At 67.5% G+C, this 17,424-nt stretch carries 18 protein-coding genes; 7 read left to right on the top strand and 11 right to left on the bottom strand.

The window, feature by feature from the left end:
* Positions 1-30: 30 nt before the first annotated feature.
* Both HFP89_RS04635 and HFP89_RS04630 read right to left on the bottom strand, forming a co-directional pair.
* On the bottom strand, positions 31-1,284 hold the full coding sequence (locus HFP89_RS04635) for an IS256 family transposase (RefSeq protein WP_168716478.1): 1,254 nt from the start codon (positions 1,282-1,284) through the stop codon (positions 31-33).
* Between the two features lie 66 nt (positions 1,285-1,350).
* Positions 1,351-1,752, bottom strand: coding sequence for a hypothetical protein (locus HFP89_RS04630; protein WP_168716474.1), 402 nt, complete (start codon positions 1,750-1,752; stop codon positions 1,351-1,353).
* Between the two features lie 313 nt (positions 1,753-2,065).
* Between HFP89_RS04630 and HFP89_RS04625 the strand changes: the two genes are divergently transcribed.
* Genes HFP89_RS04625 through HFP89_RS04615 form a run of 3 tightly spaced genes read left to right on the top strand, consistent with a single transcriptional unit; the run spans position 2,066 to position 5,326 of the window.
* Complete coding sequence (locus HFP89_RS04625) at positions 2,066-3,640, top strand: Re/Si-specific NAD(P)(+) transhydrogenase subunit alpha (protein WP_168716473.1); 1,575 nt, start codon at positions 2,066-2,068, stop codon at positions 3,638-3,640.
* A 10-nt stretch (positions 3,641-3,650) separates the two neighbouring features.
* A complete protein-coding gene (locus HFP89_RS04620) occupies positions 3,651-5,129 on the top strand; it encodes an NAD(P)(+) transhydrogenase (Re/Si-specific) subunit beta (RefSeq protein ID WP_240956004.1) in 1,479 nt (492 codons plus the stop codon).
* A 53-nt stretch (positions 5,130-5,182) separates the two neighbouring features.
* Positions 5,183-5,326, top strand: a complete 144-nt coding sequence (locus HFP89_RS04615; RefSeq protein WP_168716472.1) for a hypothetical protein — start codon at positions 5,183-5,185, stop codon at positions 5,324-5,326.
* A 41-nt stretch (positions 5,327-5,367) separates the two neighbouring features.
* Here the strand turns inward: HFP89_RS04615 and HFP89_RS04610 are convergent, their stop codons facing one another.
* Entirely contained in the window at positions 5,368-6,375 is a 1,008-nt protein-coding gene (locus HFP89_RS04610) for a class 1 fructose-bisphosphatase (protein ID WP_168716471.1), read from the bottom strand.
* A gap of 301 nt (positions 6,376-6,676) precedes the next feature.
* Between HFP89_RS04610 and HFP89_RS04605 the strand changes: the two genes are divergently transcribed.
* From HFP89_RS04605 to HFP89_RS04590, 4 genes are all read left to right on the top strand, one after another.
* Positions 6,677-6,868 carry a CsbD family protein gene (locus HFP89_RS04605; protein WP_168716470.1) on the top strand — a complete coding sequence of 64 codons (192 nt, stop codon included), beginning with the start codon at positions 6,677-6,679 and terminating at the stop codon, positions 6,866-6,868.
* Positions 6,869-7,177: 309 nt separating this feature from the next.
* On the top strand, positions 7,178-8,566 hold the full coding sequence (locus tag HFP89_RS04600; RefSeq protein WP_168716469.1) for a DedA family protein: 1,389 nt from the start codon (positions 7,178-7,180) through the stop codon (positions 8,564-8,566).
* Between the two features lie 93 nt (positions 8,567-8,659).
* A complete protein-coding gene (locus HFP89_RS04595) occupies positions 8,660-8,935 on the top strand; it encodes a DUF883 family protein (RefSeq protein WP_168716468.1) in 276 nt (91 codons plus the stop codon).
* A gap of 34 nt (positions 8,936-8,969) precedes the next feature.
* A complete protein-coding gene (locus HFP89_RS04590; RefSeq protein ID WP_168716467.1) occupies positions 8,970-9,437 on the top strand; it encodes a hypothetical protein in 468 nt (155 codons plus the stop codon).
* 29 nt (positions 9,438-9,466) lie between these two features.
* On the opposite strand, the gene HFP89_RS04585 is transcribed toward HFP89_RS04590, so the two are convergent.
* The 8 genes from HFP89_RS04585 to HFP89_RS04550 form a co-directional block, all read right to left on the bottom strand.
* Positions 9,467-10,051, bottom strand: coding sequence for a carbonic anhydrase (locus tag HFP89_RS04585; RefSeq protein ID WP_168716466.1), 585 nt, complete (start codon positions 10,049-10,051; stop codon positions 9,467-9,469).
* A gap of 112 nt (positions 10,052-10,163) precedes the next feature.
* Positions 10,164-11,495: a HAMP domain-containing sensor histidine kinase gene (locus HFP89_RS04580; RefSeq protein WP_168716465.1), complete on the bottom strand. Its 1,332-nt coding sequence runs from the start codon at positions 11,493-11,495 to the stop codon at positions 10,164-10,166.
* 6 nt (positions 11,496-11,501) lie between these two features.
* Positions 11,502-12,530, bottom strand: a complete 1,029-nt coding sequence (locus HFP89_RS04575) for a cyclopropane-fatty-acyl-phospholipid synthase family protein (protein WP_168716464.1) — start codon at positions 12,528-12,530, stop codon at positions 11,502-11,504.
* A 31-nt stretch (positions 12,531-12,561) separates the two neighbouring features.
* Positions 12,562-13,158, bottom strand: coding sequence for a DUF2878 domain-containing protein (locus HFP89_RS04570; protein WP_168716463.1), 597 nt, complete (start codon positions 13,156-13,158; stop codon positions 12,562-12,564).
* Positions 13,155-14,405: a cyclopropane-fatty-acyl-phospholipid synthase family protein gene (locus tag HFP89_RS04565; protein WP_206212226.1), complete on the bottom strand. Its 1,251-nt coding sequence runs from the start codon at positions 14,403-14,405 to the stop codon at positions 13,155-13,157. The genes HFP89_RS04570 and HFP89_RS04565 overlap by 4 nt, the downstream gene beginning before the upstream one ends.
* Complete coding sequence (locus tag HFP89_RS04560) at positions 14,392-15,177, bottom strand: DUF1365 domain-containing protein (protein ID WP_168716461.1); 786 nt, start codon at positions 15,175-15,177, stop codon at positions 14,392-14,394. Before HFP89_RS04560 ends, HFP89_RS04565 begins: the two co-directional genes overlap by 14 nt.
* Positions 15,164-16,447: an FAD-dependent oxidoreductase gene (locus HFP89_RS04555; RefSeq protein WP_168716460.1), complete on the bottom strand. Its 1,284-nt coding sequence runs from the start codon at positions 16,445-16,447 to the stop codon at positions 15,164-15,166. Before HFP89_RS04555 ends, HFP89_RS04560 begins: the two co-directional genes overlap by 14 nt.
* Positions 16,444-17,352 carry an acyl-CoA desaturase gene (locus tag HFP89_RS04550; protein ID WP_168716459.1) on the bottom strand — a complete coding sequence of 303 codons (909 nt, stop codon included), beginning with the start codon at positions 17,350-17,352 and terminating at the stop codon, positions 16,444-16,446. The genes HFP89_RS04555 and HFP89_RS04550 overlap by 4 nt, the downstream gene beginning before the upstream one ends.
* Between the last annotated feature and the right edge of the window lie 72 nt (positions 17,353-17,424).

Below are 17,424 nucleotides of genomic sequence, written 5' to 3'. Positions count from 1 at the left end.
GAGTTATTGTCAAATCTGGTGTACGAGCGATCAGGCAGCGGCGTGCTTTGGTTGATCAACGACCTGTTCTCCATCTCGGAACTCGACGTTATCGACGACCAGTCTCAGCAACTGGAAGCCCTTGATTCGTTTCCATCGACGCCCCGCGGATTGCAACAACTTGAACACCATGGCCAGCGTGGTGTCGCGTGAGCCACAGTTGCGCGACTTGCGAGTTCGCAACCGCACCGTCGCGAAGGTCGACTCGATCGGATTGGTGGTCCGCAGATGGACCCAGTGCTTGGCCGGGAAGTCGTAGAAGGCCAGCAGGTCGTCGCGATCTTTCTCGAGGCACATCATGGCCTTGGGGTACTTCGTGCCGAAGCGCGCCAGCGCACGATCGAAAGCCTGGTGGGCCGCCTCGCGGGTCTCGGCCAGATAGATGTCATGCAGCGCGGACTTGACCTTCGGCTGGACCGCTTTGGGCAACTTGTTGAGCACGTTGGCGATCTTGTGCACCCAGCATCGCTGGTGACGAGTATCCGGGAACGCCTTGTTCAGCGCTGCCCAGAAGCCCAGCGCACCATCGCCAATGGCGAGCTTGGGTGGTCGCTGTAGGCCCCGGCTGCGCAGGTCGGTCAACACCTCGTGCCAGCTGGCCTCGGACTCCCGATAGCCGTCTTCGACCGCCACCAGCTCCTTGCGGCCATGCTCGGTGACCCCGACGATCACAAGCAAGCACAGCTTGTCGTCCATCCGGACCCGGCTATAGACGCCGTCCGCCCACAGGTAGACGTAGTGCTTCTGGCTCAGATCCTGACGCCGCCACTGGACATGCTCTTCCAGCCAGCCCGCCTTCAGGCGCGCCACGGTGTTCGGCGACAGCCCCTTGGCCTGATCACCCACCAGTGCCTGCAGCGCTTCCTGGAAGTCACCGGTCGACACGCCACGCAGATAGAGCCACGGAATCAACTCGTCGAGGCTGCGTGCACGCTTGAGATACGGCGGCAGCAGGCTGGAGTTGAACTTGATCCCGGATCCGCTCCGGTCTCGCACCTTGGGCACCCGGACCTCGACGTCGCCGACGCCGGTCTGGATGGTGCGTTCGGGCAGATAACCGTTGCGCACCACCGCCCGACGCCCTTGGTCATCACATCGATGTTGATGGTGCTTGAGCATGGCCTCCAGCTCGGACTCTACGGCGGCCGCAATCAGTTCCCGCGCGCCCTGTCGAATCAGGCTGTGCAGGGGGTCCGAAAGATCAGAAACTGGCGGCTCTACCGCCGAAAGAGTAGACTGGTTCATGGCGTATCCTTTTCTGTTGGTTGTGATCTTGGTCGTGATCAACCAACAGGATACGCCACCCAATTTTCAGATCCCTCGTACACCAGAAATCACCATAACTCTCCAGTCGAGGACCGCAGCGGTTCGGGGTTCATCCCAGGCCGTATCCACCAGCACCGCGTCGCCCTCGCCGACTTCGACCACCATTCCGTTGGTGGGGAACGCCCCCCAGGGCGGAATATCCTTGAAGCTGGTATGCATCCAGACACCGTCCGCGAGGCGTTCGAACCGGAGGTCGGGCAGCTCATCGACGGCCTCGCTGCCGGAGCCGGCGTGCCCGCCTTCGATCGGGTACTGGCCGCTGCAGCCTGCGACGAGAAATGCCGTAGCGCAATAGAGGATCGCGTTAACACACCGCACAGCAGACCTTCCCGTATCGAGATTCCTCGTCGACACAGGGGCCGACGAAATTGTGAACAACGTGGACACCCATCACCCCGGAAATAATCTACACGAATCCGAAAAAGACTTGGATTCCCGTGTCCAGACAAAGGGCTGTGGGTGTCCAGATCCAGAAAAATGTGGGTATCCATGTTCAGAGGAGGCTACAACCTGAATCGATATGGTGGAAGGGATATGGGTGTCCAGGTCCGGGGAGAGGGGGCGTCGGGGCCGGCGCGGCGCGGTCGGGTTGCCGTGTTCATCCGGGTGGACTAGCATCCCGGGGGTTGACTCGGCCCGCCGGCGCGCTCCGACGCGAATGGTCGGTCGAGCGGAAATCAGGGATTCCAGGAGACGTTCGATGAAGGTAGGTGCACCGAAGGAAACCGCGCCGGGCGAGGCGCGCGTGGCGCTGACGCCGGACAGCGCGGGCCGGCTGCAGAAGCTGGGCTACGAGTGCCTGGTCGAGGCCGGGGCCGGGGCGAAGGCGTCGATTCCGGATTCGGCCTACGAGGCCGCCGGCGTGACGGTGGTTCCGACCGCCGCCGAGCTGTGGTCCCAGGCCGACATCATCGTCAAGGTTCGCGAGCCGTCGGAGGCAGAGATCGCCGCCGCACCCGACGGCAAGACGCTGATCGGCTTCGTCTGGCCGGCGGCCAACGAGGACCTGCTGAAGAAGATGCAGGCGAAGAACATGACCGTGCTGGCCATGGACATGGTGCCGCGGATCAGCCGGGCGCAGAAGATGGACGCCCTGTCGTCGATGGCCAACATCGCCGGCTACCGCGCGGTGGTCGAGGCCGGCAACAACTTCGGCCGCTTCTTCATGGGCCAGATGACGGCGGCCGGCAAGGTGCCGCCGGCGAAGGTGCTGGTCGTCGGCGCCGGCGTGGCCGGCCTGGCCGCGATCGGCACCTCCGTGTCGCTGGGCGCGATCACGCTGGCCTTCGACGTCCGGCCCGAGGTCGCCGAGCAGATCGAGTCGATGGGCGCGGAGTTCGTGTTCCTGGACTTCGAAGAGAAGGCCAAGGACGGCGCCGAGACCGGCGGCTACGCCGCGCCCTCCAGTCCCGAGTTCCGTGAGAAGCAGCTGGAGAAATTCCGCGAGCTGGCCCCGGACGTCGATATCGTCATCACCACCGCACTGATCCCGAACCGCCCTGCCCCGGAGCTGTGGACCGAGGATATGGTCGAGGCGATGAAGCCGGGCTCGGTGATCGTCGACCTGGCCGCCGAGCGCGGCGGCAACTGCACGCTGACGAAGGCCGACGAGAAGATCGTGACCGACAACGGCGTGACGATCGTCGGCTACACGGATTTCCCCAGCCGGATGGCCACCCAGGCCTCGAACCTGTACGCGACCAACGTCCGCCACATGCTCGACGACCTGACGCCGGACAAGGACGGCCGGCCTGTCGTGAACATGGACGACGACGTGATCCGCGGCGCGCTGGTCACGCACGAAGGCGCGATCACCTGGCCGCCGCCGGCGCCGAAGGTCAAGGCGATTGCCGCGGCCAAGCCGAAGAAGAAGGAGCCGGAAGAGACGGCCGAAGAGAAATCTGCGCGCGAGGCGAAGGAGCTGAAGAAATCGCTGAACCGCACCGGCCTGATGCTGGGCATCGGCAGCCTGCTGATCCTTGGCCTGGGCACGGTGGCGCCGCCGAGCTTCATGCAGCACTTCATCGTGTTCGTGCTGGCCGTGTTCGTCGGCTATCACGTGATCTGGGGCGTGGCGCACTCGCTGCACACGCCGCTGATGGCGATCACGAACGCGATTTCGTCGATCATCATCGTCGGGGCCCTGCTGCAGATCGTCTCCGGCAGTTTTCTGGTGATGCTGCTGGCGGCGCTGTCGGTGCTGATGGCGTCGGTCAACATCTTCGGCGGGTTCCTGGTGACCCGTCGCATGCTCGCCATGTTCCAGCGGTCCTGAGGAGTCGACGATGAACGAAGGAATGATTTCCGAAGGACTGATTTCGGATGGACTCATCGGCGCGGCCTACGTGGTCGCCGCCGTGCTGTTCATCCTGGCCCTCGGCGGGCTGTCGAACCAGGAGAAGGCCAAGCGCGCGATCTGGTACGGCATCGTCGGCATGGCGCTGGCCGTGGCCGCCACCATTGCCGCGACCGGTGACGCGGCCGGCATCGGCCAGTACGTGCTGATCGGCCTGATGGTCGTGGCCGGCGGCATCGCCGGCTGGATCGTCGCCAAGCGCGTCCAGATGACCCAGATGCCCGAGCTGGTCGCCGGCTTCCACAGCCTGGTCGGCCTGGCCGCGGTGTTCATCGGCATCAACGCCCACCTGGAAATGGTGCGCGCGCTGGCGGCGAAGAGCGCGGGGACCGCCGGCGAGCTGGCCGGCTTTGCCGCGACGATCGCGAAGAAGACGCCGGTGGAGCTGAGCATCCTGAAGGTCGAACTGTTCCTGGGCATCCTGATCGGCGCGATCACCTTCACCGGCTCGATCATCGCCTACGGCAAGCTGTCCGGGAAATTGAGCTCGGCAGCGCTGACATTGCCGGGCCGCCACCTGCTGAACCTGGTCGCGATCGTCGCCTGCTTCGCGCTGGGCTACCTGTACCTCGACGGCGCGGGCCTGTGGACGATGCTGCTGGTCGCGATCATCGCCGGCGCGATCGGCTGCCACCTGATCCTGGCGATCGGCGGCGCGGATATGCCGGTGGTGGTCTCGATGCTGAATTCCTACTCGGGCTGGGCGGCGGCCGCGATCGGCTTCACGCTGGGCAACGACCTGCTGATCGTCACCGGCGCGCTGGTCGGCTCGTCGGGCGCGATCCTGTCCTACATCATGTGCAAGGGCATGAACCGCTCGTTCATCTCGGTGATCCTCGGCGGCTGGGGCGGCGAAAGCACGTCGTCGGAGGCCGTCGACGGCGAGATGATCGAAGCCCGGGCCGACGCCGTGGCCGCAGCCCTGCAGGACGCCGACCACGTGGTCATCGTGCCCGGCTACGGCATGGCCGTGGCCCAGGCCCAGGCGGCGGTGTCGGAACTGACCAAGCGACTCCGCGACCAGGGCAAGACGGTCCGCTTCGCGATCCACCCGGTCGCCGGCCGCCTGCCCGGCCACATGAACGTGCTGCTGGCCGAGGCCAAGGTGCCTTATGACATCGTCCTCGAGATGGAAGAGATCAACGAGGATTTCCCGCAGACCGACGTGGTCATCGTCATCGGCGCCAACGACATCGTCAACCCGGCTGCCCAGGACGATCCGGGCAGTCCGATCGCCGGCATGCCGGTGCTGGAAGTCTGGAAGGCCCGCCAGGTCTTCGTCTGCAAGCGCGGCCGCGGCACCGGCTACTCCGGCATCGAGAACCCGCTGTTCTTCAAGGACAACACGCGGATGTTCTACGGCGACGCCCGCGCGTCGATGGACGCGCTGCTGAAGGAACTGGACTGAACCCTGCCGGCCGGGCGGCCATCCAGCCCGGCCGGACCCACCGGGAGACCGATATGGAAATCATCGCCTTCATGGCCGCGGCCATGGCGCTCGTCTTCGCCGCCGACGCGCAGAGCAAGGTCGGCAAGTTGCAGAAGCGTCTCGAGGAAAAGGGCCTGATCGACGACAGGACCGCCCGGGACGAGGACCCGCAGTAGCGCCCGGGCCGCAACGCCGGCGCCGCGGCCCGACGGCGTGTTCAGCCGTGGTAGGCCTCCACGCGCTCGACCTCGGCCCGTGAGCCCAGGATGACCGGCACGCGCTGGTGGATTTCCTGCGGCGCGACCTCGAGGATGCGCTGCGTTCCGGTCGTGGCCGCACCGCCGGCCTGCTCGACGATCATCGCCATCGGGTTGGCCTCGTACATCAGGCGCAGCTTGCCGTCCTTGCCGGCAGCGCGGATCTTCGCATCGCAGGGGTACATGAAGATGCCGCCGCGGGTCAGGATACGGTGCACCTCGGCGACCATCGAGGCCACCCAGCGCATGTTGAAATCCTTGCCGCGCAGGCCGTCCTTGCCTTCGAGACACTCGGAAATGTAGCGCTCCACCGGTGAGTCCCAGTGGCGCCGGTAGGACATGTTGATGGCGAACTCGGCGGTCTGTTCGGGAATGCGCACGTGCTCGCGGGTCAGCAGGAACTCGCCGAAGTCGCGGTTGAGCGTGAACATGCTGACGCCGTCGCCGGTGGTGAGGACGAGAATCGTCGCCGGGCCGTACAGGCAGTAGCCGGCGGCGATCTGCTCGGTGCCGGGCTTCAGGAAGTCGGCCTCATCGGGGTTCTCGACCCCTTCCGGCGCCTTCAGGATCGAGAAGATCGTGCCGACCGAGACGTTGATGTCGATGTTCGACGAGCCGTCGAGCGGATCGCAGAGCACCAGGTAGTTGCCGCGGCGCGCGCCCTTCGGCAGCTGGTGGATCTCGTCCATTTCCTCCGAGGCCAGGCCGGCGATGTGGCCGTTGTGCTGCAGCGCCTCGATCATCAGGTCGTTGCTGATCACGTCGAGCTTCTTCTGCTGCTCGCCCTGCACGTTCTCCGTATCGGCCGCGCCGAGCACGCCGACCAGGTCGCCCTTGTTGACCAGGTCCGCGATGCGCTTGCAGGCCACGGCGATGTCGTTGAGCAGGCCGGTGAAGGTGCCGCTGGCGCCCTGGAAGCCCTTCTGCTTGTTGATGGTGTAGTTGGTCAGCGTGGTGCCGATGCGCATGGCGATCCCCTGGACGTGCGATTCGGATGGGCCGGAAGGACAGCGCGCGTAGTATAGCGGCGCGCCCCAGTCGACCGGGCCGCGCGTCGCCTCCGCGCCGCGACGGCGTCGAAATCGCTAGTATTTATCGTTTTATTTCATCAGCTTGCCGCCAATCGCTGACATCGAACTGCATCCACCCTGTCGCCAAAAGCGGCGGGCCTTGCGGTTGCCGGTCCGGAGTCGGCTCGTCAATCCAGGTTAAGGCGCCACCGGCCCGCACCGCCCACACTGCCCGCTCAGTCATCGAATGGAGCGTGACATGGAACGCAATCAGGCCGAAGCCAAGAAGGACCTGCTCACCGCCAAGCTCAAACAGCAGTGGGGCGAATTGACCGACGACGAGGTGAAGAAGGCCGAAGGAAACCGCGACGAGCTGATCGCACGGATCCAGGAGAAGTACGGCGAAAGCCGCGAAGCGATCTCCGAGAAGCTCAACCAGCTCATGGACTGAGCGAGTCCGCCCCGGCCACGATCCATGCTGCACCGAGCGCGGCGACTGCTTCGGTCGCCGTCCGTCTCCGCAGCGACGCTCGCGGCGCAGGCCCGGTTCGTCCGGGCGGCGTTGCCCAGTGCGCCCTGCGTTGCTGCTTGCTCCATGTTAAGAGCCCGCCGGCCGAAAGCGCATAGGCTGCTCATATGGTGATCCCGATCTCATCGGCACATACAGCGGCTCGAGCGTCGAATCGCGCAACCGAGTGCGCAGTCGACTGCGCGCTCGGCACTGCAGCGACGCTGAGAATGCCGGGAGGCGAATCGATTCATGGACAAGGTTCTCGATGCGCTGTTCGAGCTTTCGCCACTGACCATCTATGTGCTGATCGCGGTCTTCTGCTGGACGGAAGCCGCGTTCTTCCTGGGCTTCGTCACGCCCGGCGAACTGGCGGTGGTCACAGGCGGCATCCTGGCCGCGCGGGCCGACGTGAAGCTCGAGGTGCTGCTGGTCGTGGTCAGTGCGGCCACGCTGGCCGGCAATGCCACGGGCTTCCTGCTCGGCCGACGCTACGGCAACGACGTGCTGGACTCCGCGCCGATGCAACGCTTCCTCGGCACCCCGATCGACACTGCGCGGGCCTTCATGAAGCGGCGCGGCGAATGGGCCATCGTGCTCGGGCGGGTTTCGACCCCGACCCGGGTCATGACGCCGTTCCTGGCCGGCGCATCCGGCCTGCCCTACCGGCGCTTCGTGGTCTTCGATGTGTTCGCCAGCGTGCTCTGGGCGGCCAGTTACCTGGCACTGGGCTACCTGCTCGGCGAGTCCTGGGACCTGATCAGGGAGATCAGCGGCACCGCCAGCATCCTGGTGCTGCTGCTGGTCTTCGCGGCGCTGCTCATTCGCTGGATCGCGCTCTGGATCGCGGCCAACAAGCAGCACGTGCAGGCGGTCTTCCGAACGGCACTGCGTGCGACCGGCACGCGTGGACTGGCCCGCGCGCTGGCGCCGGGCTTCCGCTGGGTCTGGCGGCGCTTCGACCCGCGCCTGGCCCAGGGCCTGAACCTTACGGTCTGTTTCCTCGCGCTGCTGACGGCGGTCGGCGGGATCGGGCTGGTGTTCAGCCAGAGCCACGCCGTGTGGGGACTGGCCCGAATCGATTTTCCGATGCTCGAATGGATGAACCGGACGCGCACCGACGAGGCGGTGCGGCTCGCCGAGCAGCTGCTACGCGCATTCCACTGGCCCGGCATTCTCGCCGTCACCCTGCCGATCGTGCTGGCGGTGACCTGGCGAGCGGACTGGATCGCGGCAACACGCTTCATCGTCGGCACCGTCGGGGCCACCGGCGGGGCCTTCGTTCTCGATCGCTTCGTGCTCGAGGGCCACGTGCCCAACGCCGAGTTTCCGGCGGTTTCGGTGGCCTCGTCCGCCGCGCTGGTCGTCCACGCCAGCGCGCTGATCGCGCGAATGCGCGGCTGGGGCGCCGGCGTGGCCTGCGCCGCGTTCGGCAGCTTCGGCCTGTTCTGCGTGGCGCTGGCCGCCATCGTGGCCGGCTGGGCCGCACCGTCCGGCATCACGCTGGGGCTGGCGATGGGCCTCGGCTGGGCGTCGCTGCTGGAGCTGCCGTGGGCGGCCCGGCGCACGGCCCCGCTGCCGGACGAAGCGTCATCGGACGACCGCGCCGCGGCACCGCCGCCGACGCGAACGCCGAGCTGATGCACCCGACACCATTCATCGATTCAGCGGAGCGTGCCGTCGACGCAGACTGCGCGCTCCGAATCCACGAACCCACCCACCCAAGGAGCCATCATGGCAAGTGCAACCGAAAAGGAACTGCAGGAACTGAAAGCCGAATTCGCAACGCTGAAGGACGAGCTGGCCAGCATCGGCGAGACCGTCGGTCGGATTGCCCATAGCGCGTCCGACGAGGGTCGGCAGCGCGTCCGCTCGGCCGCCAACCGCTCCCGCGAACAGGCCCGCGAAACCTGGGGCGCGTTCGAAAAGGAAGTCGAGGACCGGCCGATGACCAGCATTGCCGCGGCGCTGGGCATCGGCTTCATGCTGGGCAAGCTGCTCGACCGCTGAAGCGGGCGGGCCGGATGCTGCACGGGAGCGCTCGATGATCTCGATGGTCGGGAAACTCAAACAACGCGCCGAGACCGGCGTGCTCGCCACCGCGCTGGTCATCCCGCTGGCGCTGTGCGTGTTCGCCTTTCTCGGCGTGGCCGGGTACTTCACCTTCCGCGAATCGCTGCCGCCCAACCTGGCCGCACTGGTCACCGCGGCCTGCGGAATCGTGCTGATCGCGCTGGTGCTGATCGGCGCGAAGCTGGCCAACCGGACCCGCAGCACGCCGCCGCCGAGCCAGTCGGATTTCGAGCTCGGCGAGGAGCTGGAATCGTATCTGCGCGAGCACGCCGACCCGGTACTCAGCGACTGGGTCCGCGACCACCCCGATCGGGCCGCACTGGTGTCGCTGGCGCTCGGCGTGGCGGCCGGCTACAGCGGCCGGTTCCGAAGCGTGCTGATGGACATGTACGCCCGCTACAGCGAAACCGAGCGGGCCCGGCGTGACCGGACCCGCTGACGTTTCGTGACTCCCCGGCCCCGCCGCGCCTACGCGGTGGGCTGGCCGGCCCGGGTCGCTTCCGGCACTTCGATCAGCTTTCCGGTGGCGCAGTCGTAGATGTAGCCGTGGATCGGGATCCGGCCCGGCACCATCGGGTTGGCCCGAATGCGCCGGACGTCCTCGACCACGCTGCCGGCCAGGTCGGAGATGGTCAGCCACTGCAGGTAGCGACCCTCGTCGGTTCCGCCGCCGGTGCCGGGGTCGCTCCAGCCGTTCTCGTCGATGCTGGCCGTCTCCAGGCTGCCGGCCAGCAGTTCGGCCATGATCTCGGAGGAAAAGGTCTCCATGCCGCAGTCGGTGTGGTGGATCACGAACCATTCGCGGGTGCCGAGCAGCTTGTAGGAAATCACCAGCGAGCGGATCGCGTCGTCGCTGGCCCGTCCCCCGGCATTGCGGATCACGTGGGCATCGCCCTCGGCCAGGCCGGCATACCTGGCCGGGTCCAGCCGCGCGTCCATGCAGGTGAGGATGGCGAACTGCCGCCCCGGCGGCATGGGCAGTCTTCCCTTGTCGCCGAAGTCGGCGGCGTAGCGGGAATTGGCTTCGAGAACTTCTTCAACGACCTTGCTCATCACGCACTCTCCTGGACCGATACGAAGGACTGGATGCAAACGATGCCGCGCGCCCGGTCGGTGGACCGTGAACGGCGGCAGCGCTGTTCGAAGAGACAGACCGGGCGTCGGGCTATCGGCTTTCCCGGCCGACGAAGGCCAGTCGGCGCGCCTTCGGGAAGTTGACCCGGAACGAGGTACCGACGCCGACCTCGCTCTCGGCTTCCAGCGGCCAGCCGAAGCGGCGGCACAGCCGGGCCACGATCGCCAGGCCGAGGCCGTAACCCTCGTTCGATCGATCGTGGGCGCGGTAGAACGGCTCGAACGCGCGCTCGAGGTCCTCCTCGGTCATCCCGCAGCCGGTGTCGCGCACGGTCACCGAGTGGGCATCGATGTGGATGCTGACGGTGCCCTGCTCGGTGAAGGTCAGCGCGTTGCGCAGCAGGTTGTGGAAGATGATGCCGAGCACGCGCTCGGGCGCCTCGGTCTCCAGCAGGCACTCGGCATGGAACTCGGTCTTGACGGCGGGCCGGGCGATCGCCTTTTCGACCTGTTCGAGCTGATCGGCGACCAGGTCATTGAGCACCACCGACGACCACGACAGCTTGGACTCCGACTCGCGCGCCAGCAGCAGCAGGGTCTCGACCAGCGATTCCATGTCGCGCACGGTCCGGCTCATCCGCTCGATGGTTTCCGGCAGGCGCGGTGATTCGGGGTTCTTGCGGACCAGGTCCAGGTTGGCCTTGAGCACCGCCAGCGGCGTGCGCAGCTCGTGCGAGGCATTGCGGGTGAAATTGCGCTCGCGGGCCACGAAGCGTTCCAGGCGAGTGGTGAACTGGTCGAAGGCGTTGACCAGCGCCAGCACTTCCGGGTCGCTGATGTCGGCCAGTTCGTCGAAGTGCATCTGCTCGAAGCGGCCTTCCTGGAAGTCGAAGCTTCGCACGACCTCGGCCAGCTGCACCACGGCCGACACCGCCCGCCGGCTCATCAGGTAGGCCATCCACGACAGCACGTAGATCACCAGCAGCACGCCGGTCAGTGGCGCGATGCCGAAGTAGAACGCCAGGTTGGAGACCTGGTTCTCGTCGAACACCAGGTACAGGTGATGGCCGTCGCGCTCGGTCACGTGCAGCACCGGCGTGCTGTCGCCCTTGCGCACCCGGCCGAAGCCGGGCCCGATGCCCTCCAGCCACTCGGGCAGTTCGGCCTCCACGCCGGGCCCGGACAGGTAGCCGACCAGGTTCTCGGTGTTGGGCAGCGGGAAGTCGGGATCGGCCGCGCGATGGGTCCAGAAGTGCTCGGCCTCGCCGCTGAGTGCCTCCTGCACGAGGCCGCGCTCGACGATCACCGCCGCGGCATAGACCCCGAGCACGGTCGCCGCCGAGATGGCCGCGACCTGGATGACGAACACCTTGACCAGCTTGGCCTTGATGCTGCCCTTGAAGAACCGGTTCAGCCCGTCCACGACGGATCAGCGCTTCTGGAATCGATAGTGGGCCACCAGCCACTCCGAGCCGCCGTTGAACGCGAACAGCTCCTCGCACGCCATGAAGAACATCCGCCAGCGCTGGACCCGGACCTTCGCCGGCACGTCGGTGCCGTCGTTCTCGAACAGCGCCAGGGCGCGCTCGCGATTGCGATCCAGCCGATCCAGCCAGGCCCGCGAGGTCTTCGCGTAGTGGCGGCCGTCGACCAGCCAGCGGTCCGTCACGCGCAGGTGATCCTGGAAGCGGAAGAAGGTGTCGGCCGAGGGCATCAGACCGCCGGTGAAGAAATGCCGACCCATCCAGTTGTTGTCGCCCTCGGTTTCGAACGGGTACATCAGGTAGCGGTGACAGAACACGTGTACGAACAGCCGCCCGTCGTCGGTCAGCCAGCCGGCGATCCGTTCGAGCAGACGCTGGTAATTGCGCACGTGCTCGAACATCTCGACCGAGACGACCCGGTCGAAGCGCTCGTCGAGTTCGAGTCGGTTGACGTCGCGGGTCAGGATCTCGACGTTGTCCAGGCCGCGCTCTTCGGCGCGCTTCAGGATGTGTTCGCGCTGCGAGGCGGAGTTGGACACGCCGATGATTCTCGAGGCCGGATACTGCTCGGCCATCCACAGGGTCAGCGAACCCCAGCCGCAGCCGAGTTCGAGCACCCGCTGGCCGTCGGCCAGCGCGGCCCGCTCGCAGGTCAGCGCGAGCATCGCGGCTTCGGCCTCGGTCAGCGCCTCGACGCCGGGCGGGAAATAGGCCGAGGAGTATTTCAGGTGCTTGCCCAGCGACAGCTCGTAGAACCCGGCCGGCACTTCGTAGTGCTGCTCGTTGGCGGCCTCGGTTTCCAGCGCGATGTCGGACTCGCGCAGCTCGTGGATGCGCCGCTCGAAGACCTGGCCGTGACGCTCGACGTCGTCGGCGAACTCCTCGCGCAGGCGCTCGCGCAGCAGGCGCCGGATACCCCGGCGAATCAGCGCGTCGGGCAGCCAGCCCTTTTCGGCCCAGTCGATCGCACTCATCGGCGGCCCTCGGCTTCGAGATGGTCTGAAGTCATCCGTTCACGGTCTCCGTAGTGGCGGTGGTCGGTGTGGCTGCGGCCGCGCCGGCGGCCGACCCGGTTCGGGCCCGGTCGGCGCCGCGGGCACGCAGGAACAGCAGACCGGTGGCCAGGCCCCAGAACGGACCGATGGCCAGCACGACCAGCCACGGCGCTGCCGTCCACTCGATCGCGCCGACCCGCGCGGCCATCGTATAGGACAACGGCGAGGCCACGCTGGCCAGCAGCACCCACAGCCACCAGCGCTCGCGGAACACCGCCAGTGAATGGTGAACGGTCAGCGCCAGCGCGATCCACAGGCCGGTCAGCCAGGCCGGCTGCAGGCCCTCGAACGGAACCGCCGCGGTATAGGCGACCAGGCCGAGCTGGACCCAGGCCGTGTCGAACACCAGCCCCATCGCGACGAACGCGGCCAGCGTGCGGACATCGTCCGGGTGTCGCCGCACGGGCTGAAGCTGCCAGGCCAGGAAGCCTGCGATCAGCAGCGCGGCCGGCCACAGCAGGCCGAACGCCGGCCCGATGACGCAGGCCGGCCAGGCAAGCTGGAAGAAGGCCTGGTTGACCCAGAACTCGCGCCGCCCGGCGATCACGCGCCGGGTTTCCGGTAGCCCGGACGCGCCAGCACCAGCTGGACGTCGCTGATCGCGCGCTCCATGAACCCGCCCTCGCAGTAGGCCAGGTAGAAGCGCCAGCGGCGGCGGAAGGTCTCGTCGAAGCCCATCGGCGCGATCCGCGCCCAGGCCGCCTCGAAGCGCTGGCGCCAGGCACGCAGCGTGCGCGCATAGGACTCGCCGAAGTCGTACAGCTCGATCAGGCCCAGGTCGGTGGCCCGCGCCATCGATGCGGTGATCGCCGACACCGAGGGAATGAAACTGCCGGGAAAGATGTAGCGCTTGATGAAGTCCACGCTTTTCAGCGCCTCGGCGTAGCGGAAGTCCTCGATCGTGATCGCCTGGATCAACGCCAGGCCGTCGGGCTTGAGCCGCGCGCGGATGGTGTCGAGGTAGGTGTCCAGGTACTCGGCCCCGACCGCCTCGATCATCTCCACCGAGACCAGCTTGTCGTAGCTGCCCTCGAGATCGCGGTAGTCCTTCAGCAGCACCTCGACGCGGTCGGACAGCCCGGCCATGCGGACGGCCTCGACGGCGTGGGCGTGCTGTTCCTTCGAGATGGTGGTGGTGGTCACCCGGCAGCCGGTGGTGCCGGCCATGTAGATCGCCAGCCCGCCCCAGCCGGTGCCGATTTCCAGCAGGTGGTCGTCGGGGCCCAGCGACAGGCGCTCGGCGATGCGCGCCAGCTTGGTCTCCTGGGCCTGCTCCAGCGAAGCGTCCGGCGCGCTGTAGATGCCCGAGGAATACTGCATGCGCGCGTCCAGCCACTCGGCGAAGAACGCGTTGCCGAGGTCGTAGTGCGCGGCGATGTTGCGCCGGCTGCCGGCCAGGCTGTTGCGGTTGAAGCGGTGCAGGACCTTCAGCAACCCGCCGTACAGGCGCGCGGCGCCCTTCTCCATGTCGGCCAGCGCGTCCCGGCTGGCGGCCAGCACACGGATCGCGGCGACCAGGTCCGGGCTGTCCCAGAGCTCGGCCATGTAGGCCTCGGCGGCGCCGACGCTGCCGCCGGTCGCCATCATCCGCCAGAAGCCGAGGTCGTGGACCTGGATCTCCGCGGTCAGGCCGGTGGCGCGACCGACCCGGTGCTCGCCGTCGGGATCGCGAAGGATCAACTCGCCGCCGTCGAGCGTGGCCAGGCGGGCCAGCACCCGCGCGCGGCACCAGCGCGACAGCGCGGCGCCGCGCCCGGTCGGCGAGGCCGCGGTGGGTGACTCAGCGTTCGTCACGCCGATCTCCGGACCCGTCGGCGTGCGTCCGCGGGTGGTCGTGGAAGGGGATTCGCTTGACATACAACCTGAGCGCTTGCCAGTAGATACCGCCGGCCACTTTTACGGCCTGCAGAGGAAAAGTCAACGGGAGGCGACGCATTGCCGCGGGATCGAGCTCGGCCAGCGCGAGTCGCATCCCGGCCTGGAAGAAGTCTTGACCGCCACGGGTGACCCGCATGTGAACGACAACCCGCTGGTCCTCGAGCGTGAATGTCCAGTCGTAGTCCATGTCCATCGGCAGGAACGGCGAGACGTGGAAGGCCTTGGCGAAGCCGAACCGGTACGTCGGCCCGGTCCGGTCGCGGGCGTCCAGGACGTAGGCATGCCGCTCGCCCCACGGGGTGTTGTGGACTTCGGCCAGGATCGCCAGCAGCGCGCCGTCGGCGCGATGGGCGAAGTAGAAGGTCACCGGATTGAAGCACAGGCCCCACTGGCGCAAGTGGGTGAGCATGCGGATCGGGCCGCCGGGCCTCTCGCCGAGTTCGCGCTCGATGCGGTCGCGAACCGCGTCGCCGAGCGAGGCCACTTCGGGCCGGAAGTAGTCGGCACGGCGGAACCGGACCAGCCCGAACCGTCCCCGCGACCACAGCCGCGAACGCGCGAAGCGTTCGTCGAGCCGGTCGACGTCGAGCAGGCTGAACCAGAGCCGATAGGCGAAGGCGTGATCCCTGGGCGCCCGCCGGCGGTGCCAGACGGTGCCGGTTCCGTACTGGTCTTCAGGCCGCCACATCGCGAACGCTCGACGGCAGCCCGGCGATCGCCCGCACCGCCGACCGGACCGCGTCCTCGTGAAAGCCCCAGCCCCAGCCGGCGCCGGCGAAGGAGACGCGGTCGACGCCGTCGATCTCTTCGATCCGGGCCTGGGCCCGGCGCATCGCCGGCGTGTAGACCGGATGACGGTAGGCCCGCCGGATCAGGATGCGATCGGGATCGATCCGCTCGGTCTGGTTCAGCGAGACGATCAGCGGCACGTCGTCGGGCAGGCCCTGCAGGCGGTTCATCCAGTAGGAGATCGCGGCCCGGTCCGGATCGCCGCCGGCGTCCCGACGAACCGTCCAGGCCGCCCAGGCCTTGGCCTGGCGCGGCATCCGGGAGGCATCGGTGTGCAGGACGGTGTCGTTGTCTTCGTAGTCGAAATGCTGCAGCACGTCGCGTTCGGTGCCGGTGGCCGAGCCGCCGAGCAGCGCGAGGGCCTGGTCGGCGTGGCAGGCCAGGATGACGTGATCGACCTCGATCGGGCCGTCGTCGAGCACGACCCGCACGCCCTTCCCCTCCAGCCGCTCGACCGCGCGGACCGGCGTTGCGACCCGCAGCCGACCGCCGAACGAACGCAGCGCGGCCTCGACATAACGTTGACTGCCGCCGGTGACCGTGCGCCACTGCGGCCGGCCGTCGACCTGCAGCATGTCGTGGTTGCGCATGAACTCCAGCAGGTAGCGCATCGGAAACTGCCGCACCCGCGACGACGGCGACGACCACAGCGCCGAGGCCATCGGCACCAGGTGGTCGTCGGCAAACGCCTGGCCGGGCGAATCCGGCCCGTCGAGCCACTCCCCGAGGGTGACCGACTCGTCGAGCGTATCGAGCAGCCGCGGCGCCCGGCGATAGAACCGGAGAATCCCGGCGACCATCCCGAGGAAGCGCGGCGAGGCCAGGTTGCGGCGCTGGCAGAACAGGGTATCCAGCGAGGTGGCGTTGTACTCCAGGCCGCTCGGCTCGCAGCACACCCCGAAGCTCATGTCGCTGGCGTGGCTGGCCACGCCCAGCCGCTCGAGCCAGGCGCTGAAATGCGGGTAGTGGCGGTGGTTGAAGACGATGAAACCGGTATCGACGTCGACCGGCTCGGGCATGCCCTCGGCCTGCACGCGATGGCTGTCGGCGTGACCGCCCGGCCGATCACCGGCCTCGATCAGCGTGACCTCGTGGCCGTGGTCGGCGGCCAGGTGCCAGGCCGCGTACAGGCCGGCCACCCCCGCGCCGACCACCGCGATCCGGCTCATCGGCGCAGGCGCCGGGTTTCGCGAATGGCCGTCGGTACCGGCTTCAGGTCGGAGACCAGCCCGAACCACGACATCACCTTCAGCGTCAGATAGCTGATGTCGAGCTCCCACCAGTAGAAGCCCTGGCGCGCCGCGCCCGGAAAGTGGTGGTGGTTGTTGTGCCAGCCCTCGCCCAGCGTCAGCAGCGCCAGCCACACGTTGTTGCGCGAATCGTCGCGCGTGTCGTAGCGACGGCGGCCGAACTTGTGGGCCAGCGAGTTGATGGTGAGCGTGACGTGGATCAGCACCACGGTGGAGATGAAGTAGCCCCAGACCAGCATCTGGCCGCCGCTGGTGCCGAGCCCCGGCGCGGCCCGTTCCAGCCAGGCGCCCAGCCCGAACAGCGCGACGGCAAAGAGCACCGGAACGACCAGGTCGAAGCGGTCCAGCCAGCGCAGCTCGGGATACTTCGCGAGATCCGGGATCTGCTCCCACTCGGTAGCGAAATGCCGGCGGCTCATGAACCAGCCCATGTGCGACCAGAACAGGCCCTTGCGCGGCGTGTGCGGGTCGCCCTTGCGGTCGGAATGCTTGTGGTGGCGCCGGTGGTGGGCGGCCCACCACAGCGGCCCGCGCTGGGTCGAGCTGGCGCCGATCAGCGCGAACAGGAACTGAACCGGTCGCGAGGTGCGGAACGCGCGGTGGGCGAAGTAGCGGTGGTAGAACGCCGTGATCGCGAACATCCGCACCAGGTAGCTGGCGATGCAGACCGCCACGGCGATCGGCGAGACGCCGACCCAGAACACCGCCAGGCAGGCCAGGTGCAGGCCGATGAACGGCACGACGCGGGTCAGGTCGATCCGGTGGTCGGCGACACCCGGCTCGAGTTGGGCGGTGTCGAACCAGGCAAGAATGGTCTTGATCATGAGCGCTGCGTATGTCGGACTGCTGGCGGAAGAGTACCGGATGCTCGGCCCCCGTGGTGAATCCATCGTGAA

The organism is Wenzhouxiangella sp. XN79A (assembly GCF_012272825.1).
Taxonomy (GTDB): domain Bacteria; phylum Pseudomonadota; class Gammaproteobacteria; order Xanthomonadales; family Wenzhouxiangellaceae.
This window is presented reverse-complemented; position numbering and strand designations above follow the sequence as displayed.

Excerpts from the sequence above, each read along its gene's own strand:
- HFP89_RS04610 (WP_168716471.1), bottom strand. The coding sequence starts at position 6,375 with ATGCGCATCGGCACCACGCTGACCAACTACACCATCAACAAGCAGAAG.
- HFP89_RS04605 (WP_168716470.1), top strand. The coding sequence starts at position 6,677 with ATGGAACGCAATCAGGCCGAAGCCAAGAAGGACCTGCTCACCGCCAAG.
- HFP89_RS04550 (WP_168716459.1), bottom strand. The coding sequence starts at position 17,352 with ATGATCAAGACCATTCTTGCCTGGTTCGACACCGCCCAACTCGAGCCG.
- HFP89_RS04585 (WP_168716466.1), bottom strand. The coding sequence starts at position 10,051 with ATGAGCAAGGTCGTTGAAGAAGTTCTCGAAGCCAATTCCCGCTACGCC.
- HFP89_RS04590 (WP_168716467.1), top strand. The coding sequence starts at position 8,970 with ATGATCTCGATGGTCGGGAAACTCAAACAACGCGCCGAGACCGGCGTG.
- HFP89_RS04625 (WP_168716473.1), top strand. The coding sequence starts at position 2,066 with ATGAAGGTAGGTGCACCGAAGGAAACCGCGCCGGGCGAGGCGCGCGTG.
- HFP89_RS04615 (WP_168716472.1), top strand. The coding sequence starts at position 5,183 with ATGGAAATCATCGCCTTCATGGCCGCGGCCATGGCGCTCGTCTTCGCC.
- HFP89_RS04600 (WP_168716469.1), top strand. The coding sequence starts at position 7,178 with ATGGACAAGGTTCTCGATGCGCTGTTCGAGCTTTCGCCACTGACCATC.
- HFP89_RS04620 (WP_240956004.1), top strand. The coding sequence starts at position 3,651 with ATGAACGAAGGAATGATTTCCGAAGGACTGATTTCGGATGGACTCATC.
- HFP89_RS04575 (WP_168716464.1), bottom strand. The coding sequence starts at position 12,530 with ATGAGTGCGATCGACTGGGCCGAAAAGGGCTGGCTGCCCGACGCGCTG.
- HFP89_RS04635 (WP_168716478.1), bottom strand. The coding sequence starts at position 1,284 with ATGAACCAGTCTACTCTTTCGGCGGTAGAGCCGCCAGTTTCTGATCTT.
- HFP89_RS04555 (WP_168716460.1), bottom strand. The coding sequence starts at position 16,447 with ATGAGCCGGATCGCGGTGGTCGGCGCGGGGGTGGCCGGCCTGTACGCG.
- HFP89_RS04595 (WP_168716468.1), top strand. The coding sequence starts at position 8,660 with ATGGCAAGTGCAACCGAAAAGGAACTGCAGGAACTGAAAGCCGAATTC.
- HFP89_RS04560 (WP_168716461.1), bottom strand. The coding sequence starts at position 15,177 with ATGTGGCGGCCTGAAGACCAGTACGGAACCGGCACCGTCTGGCACCGC.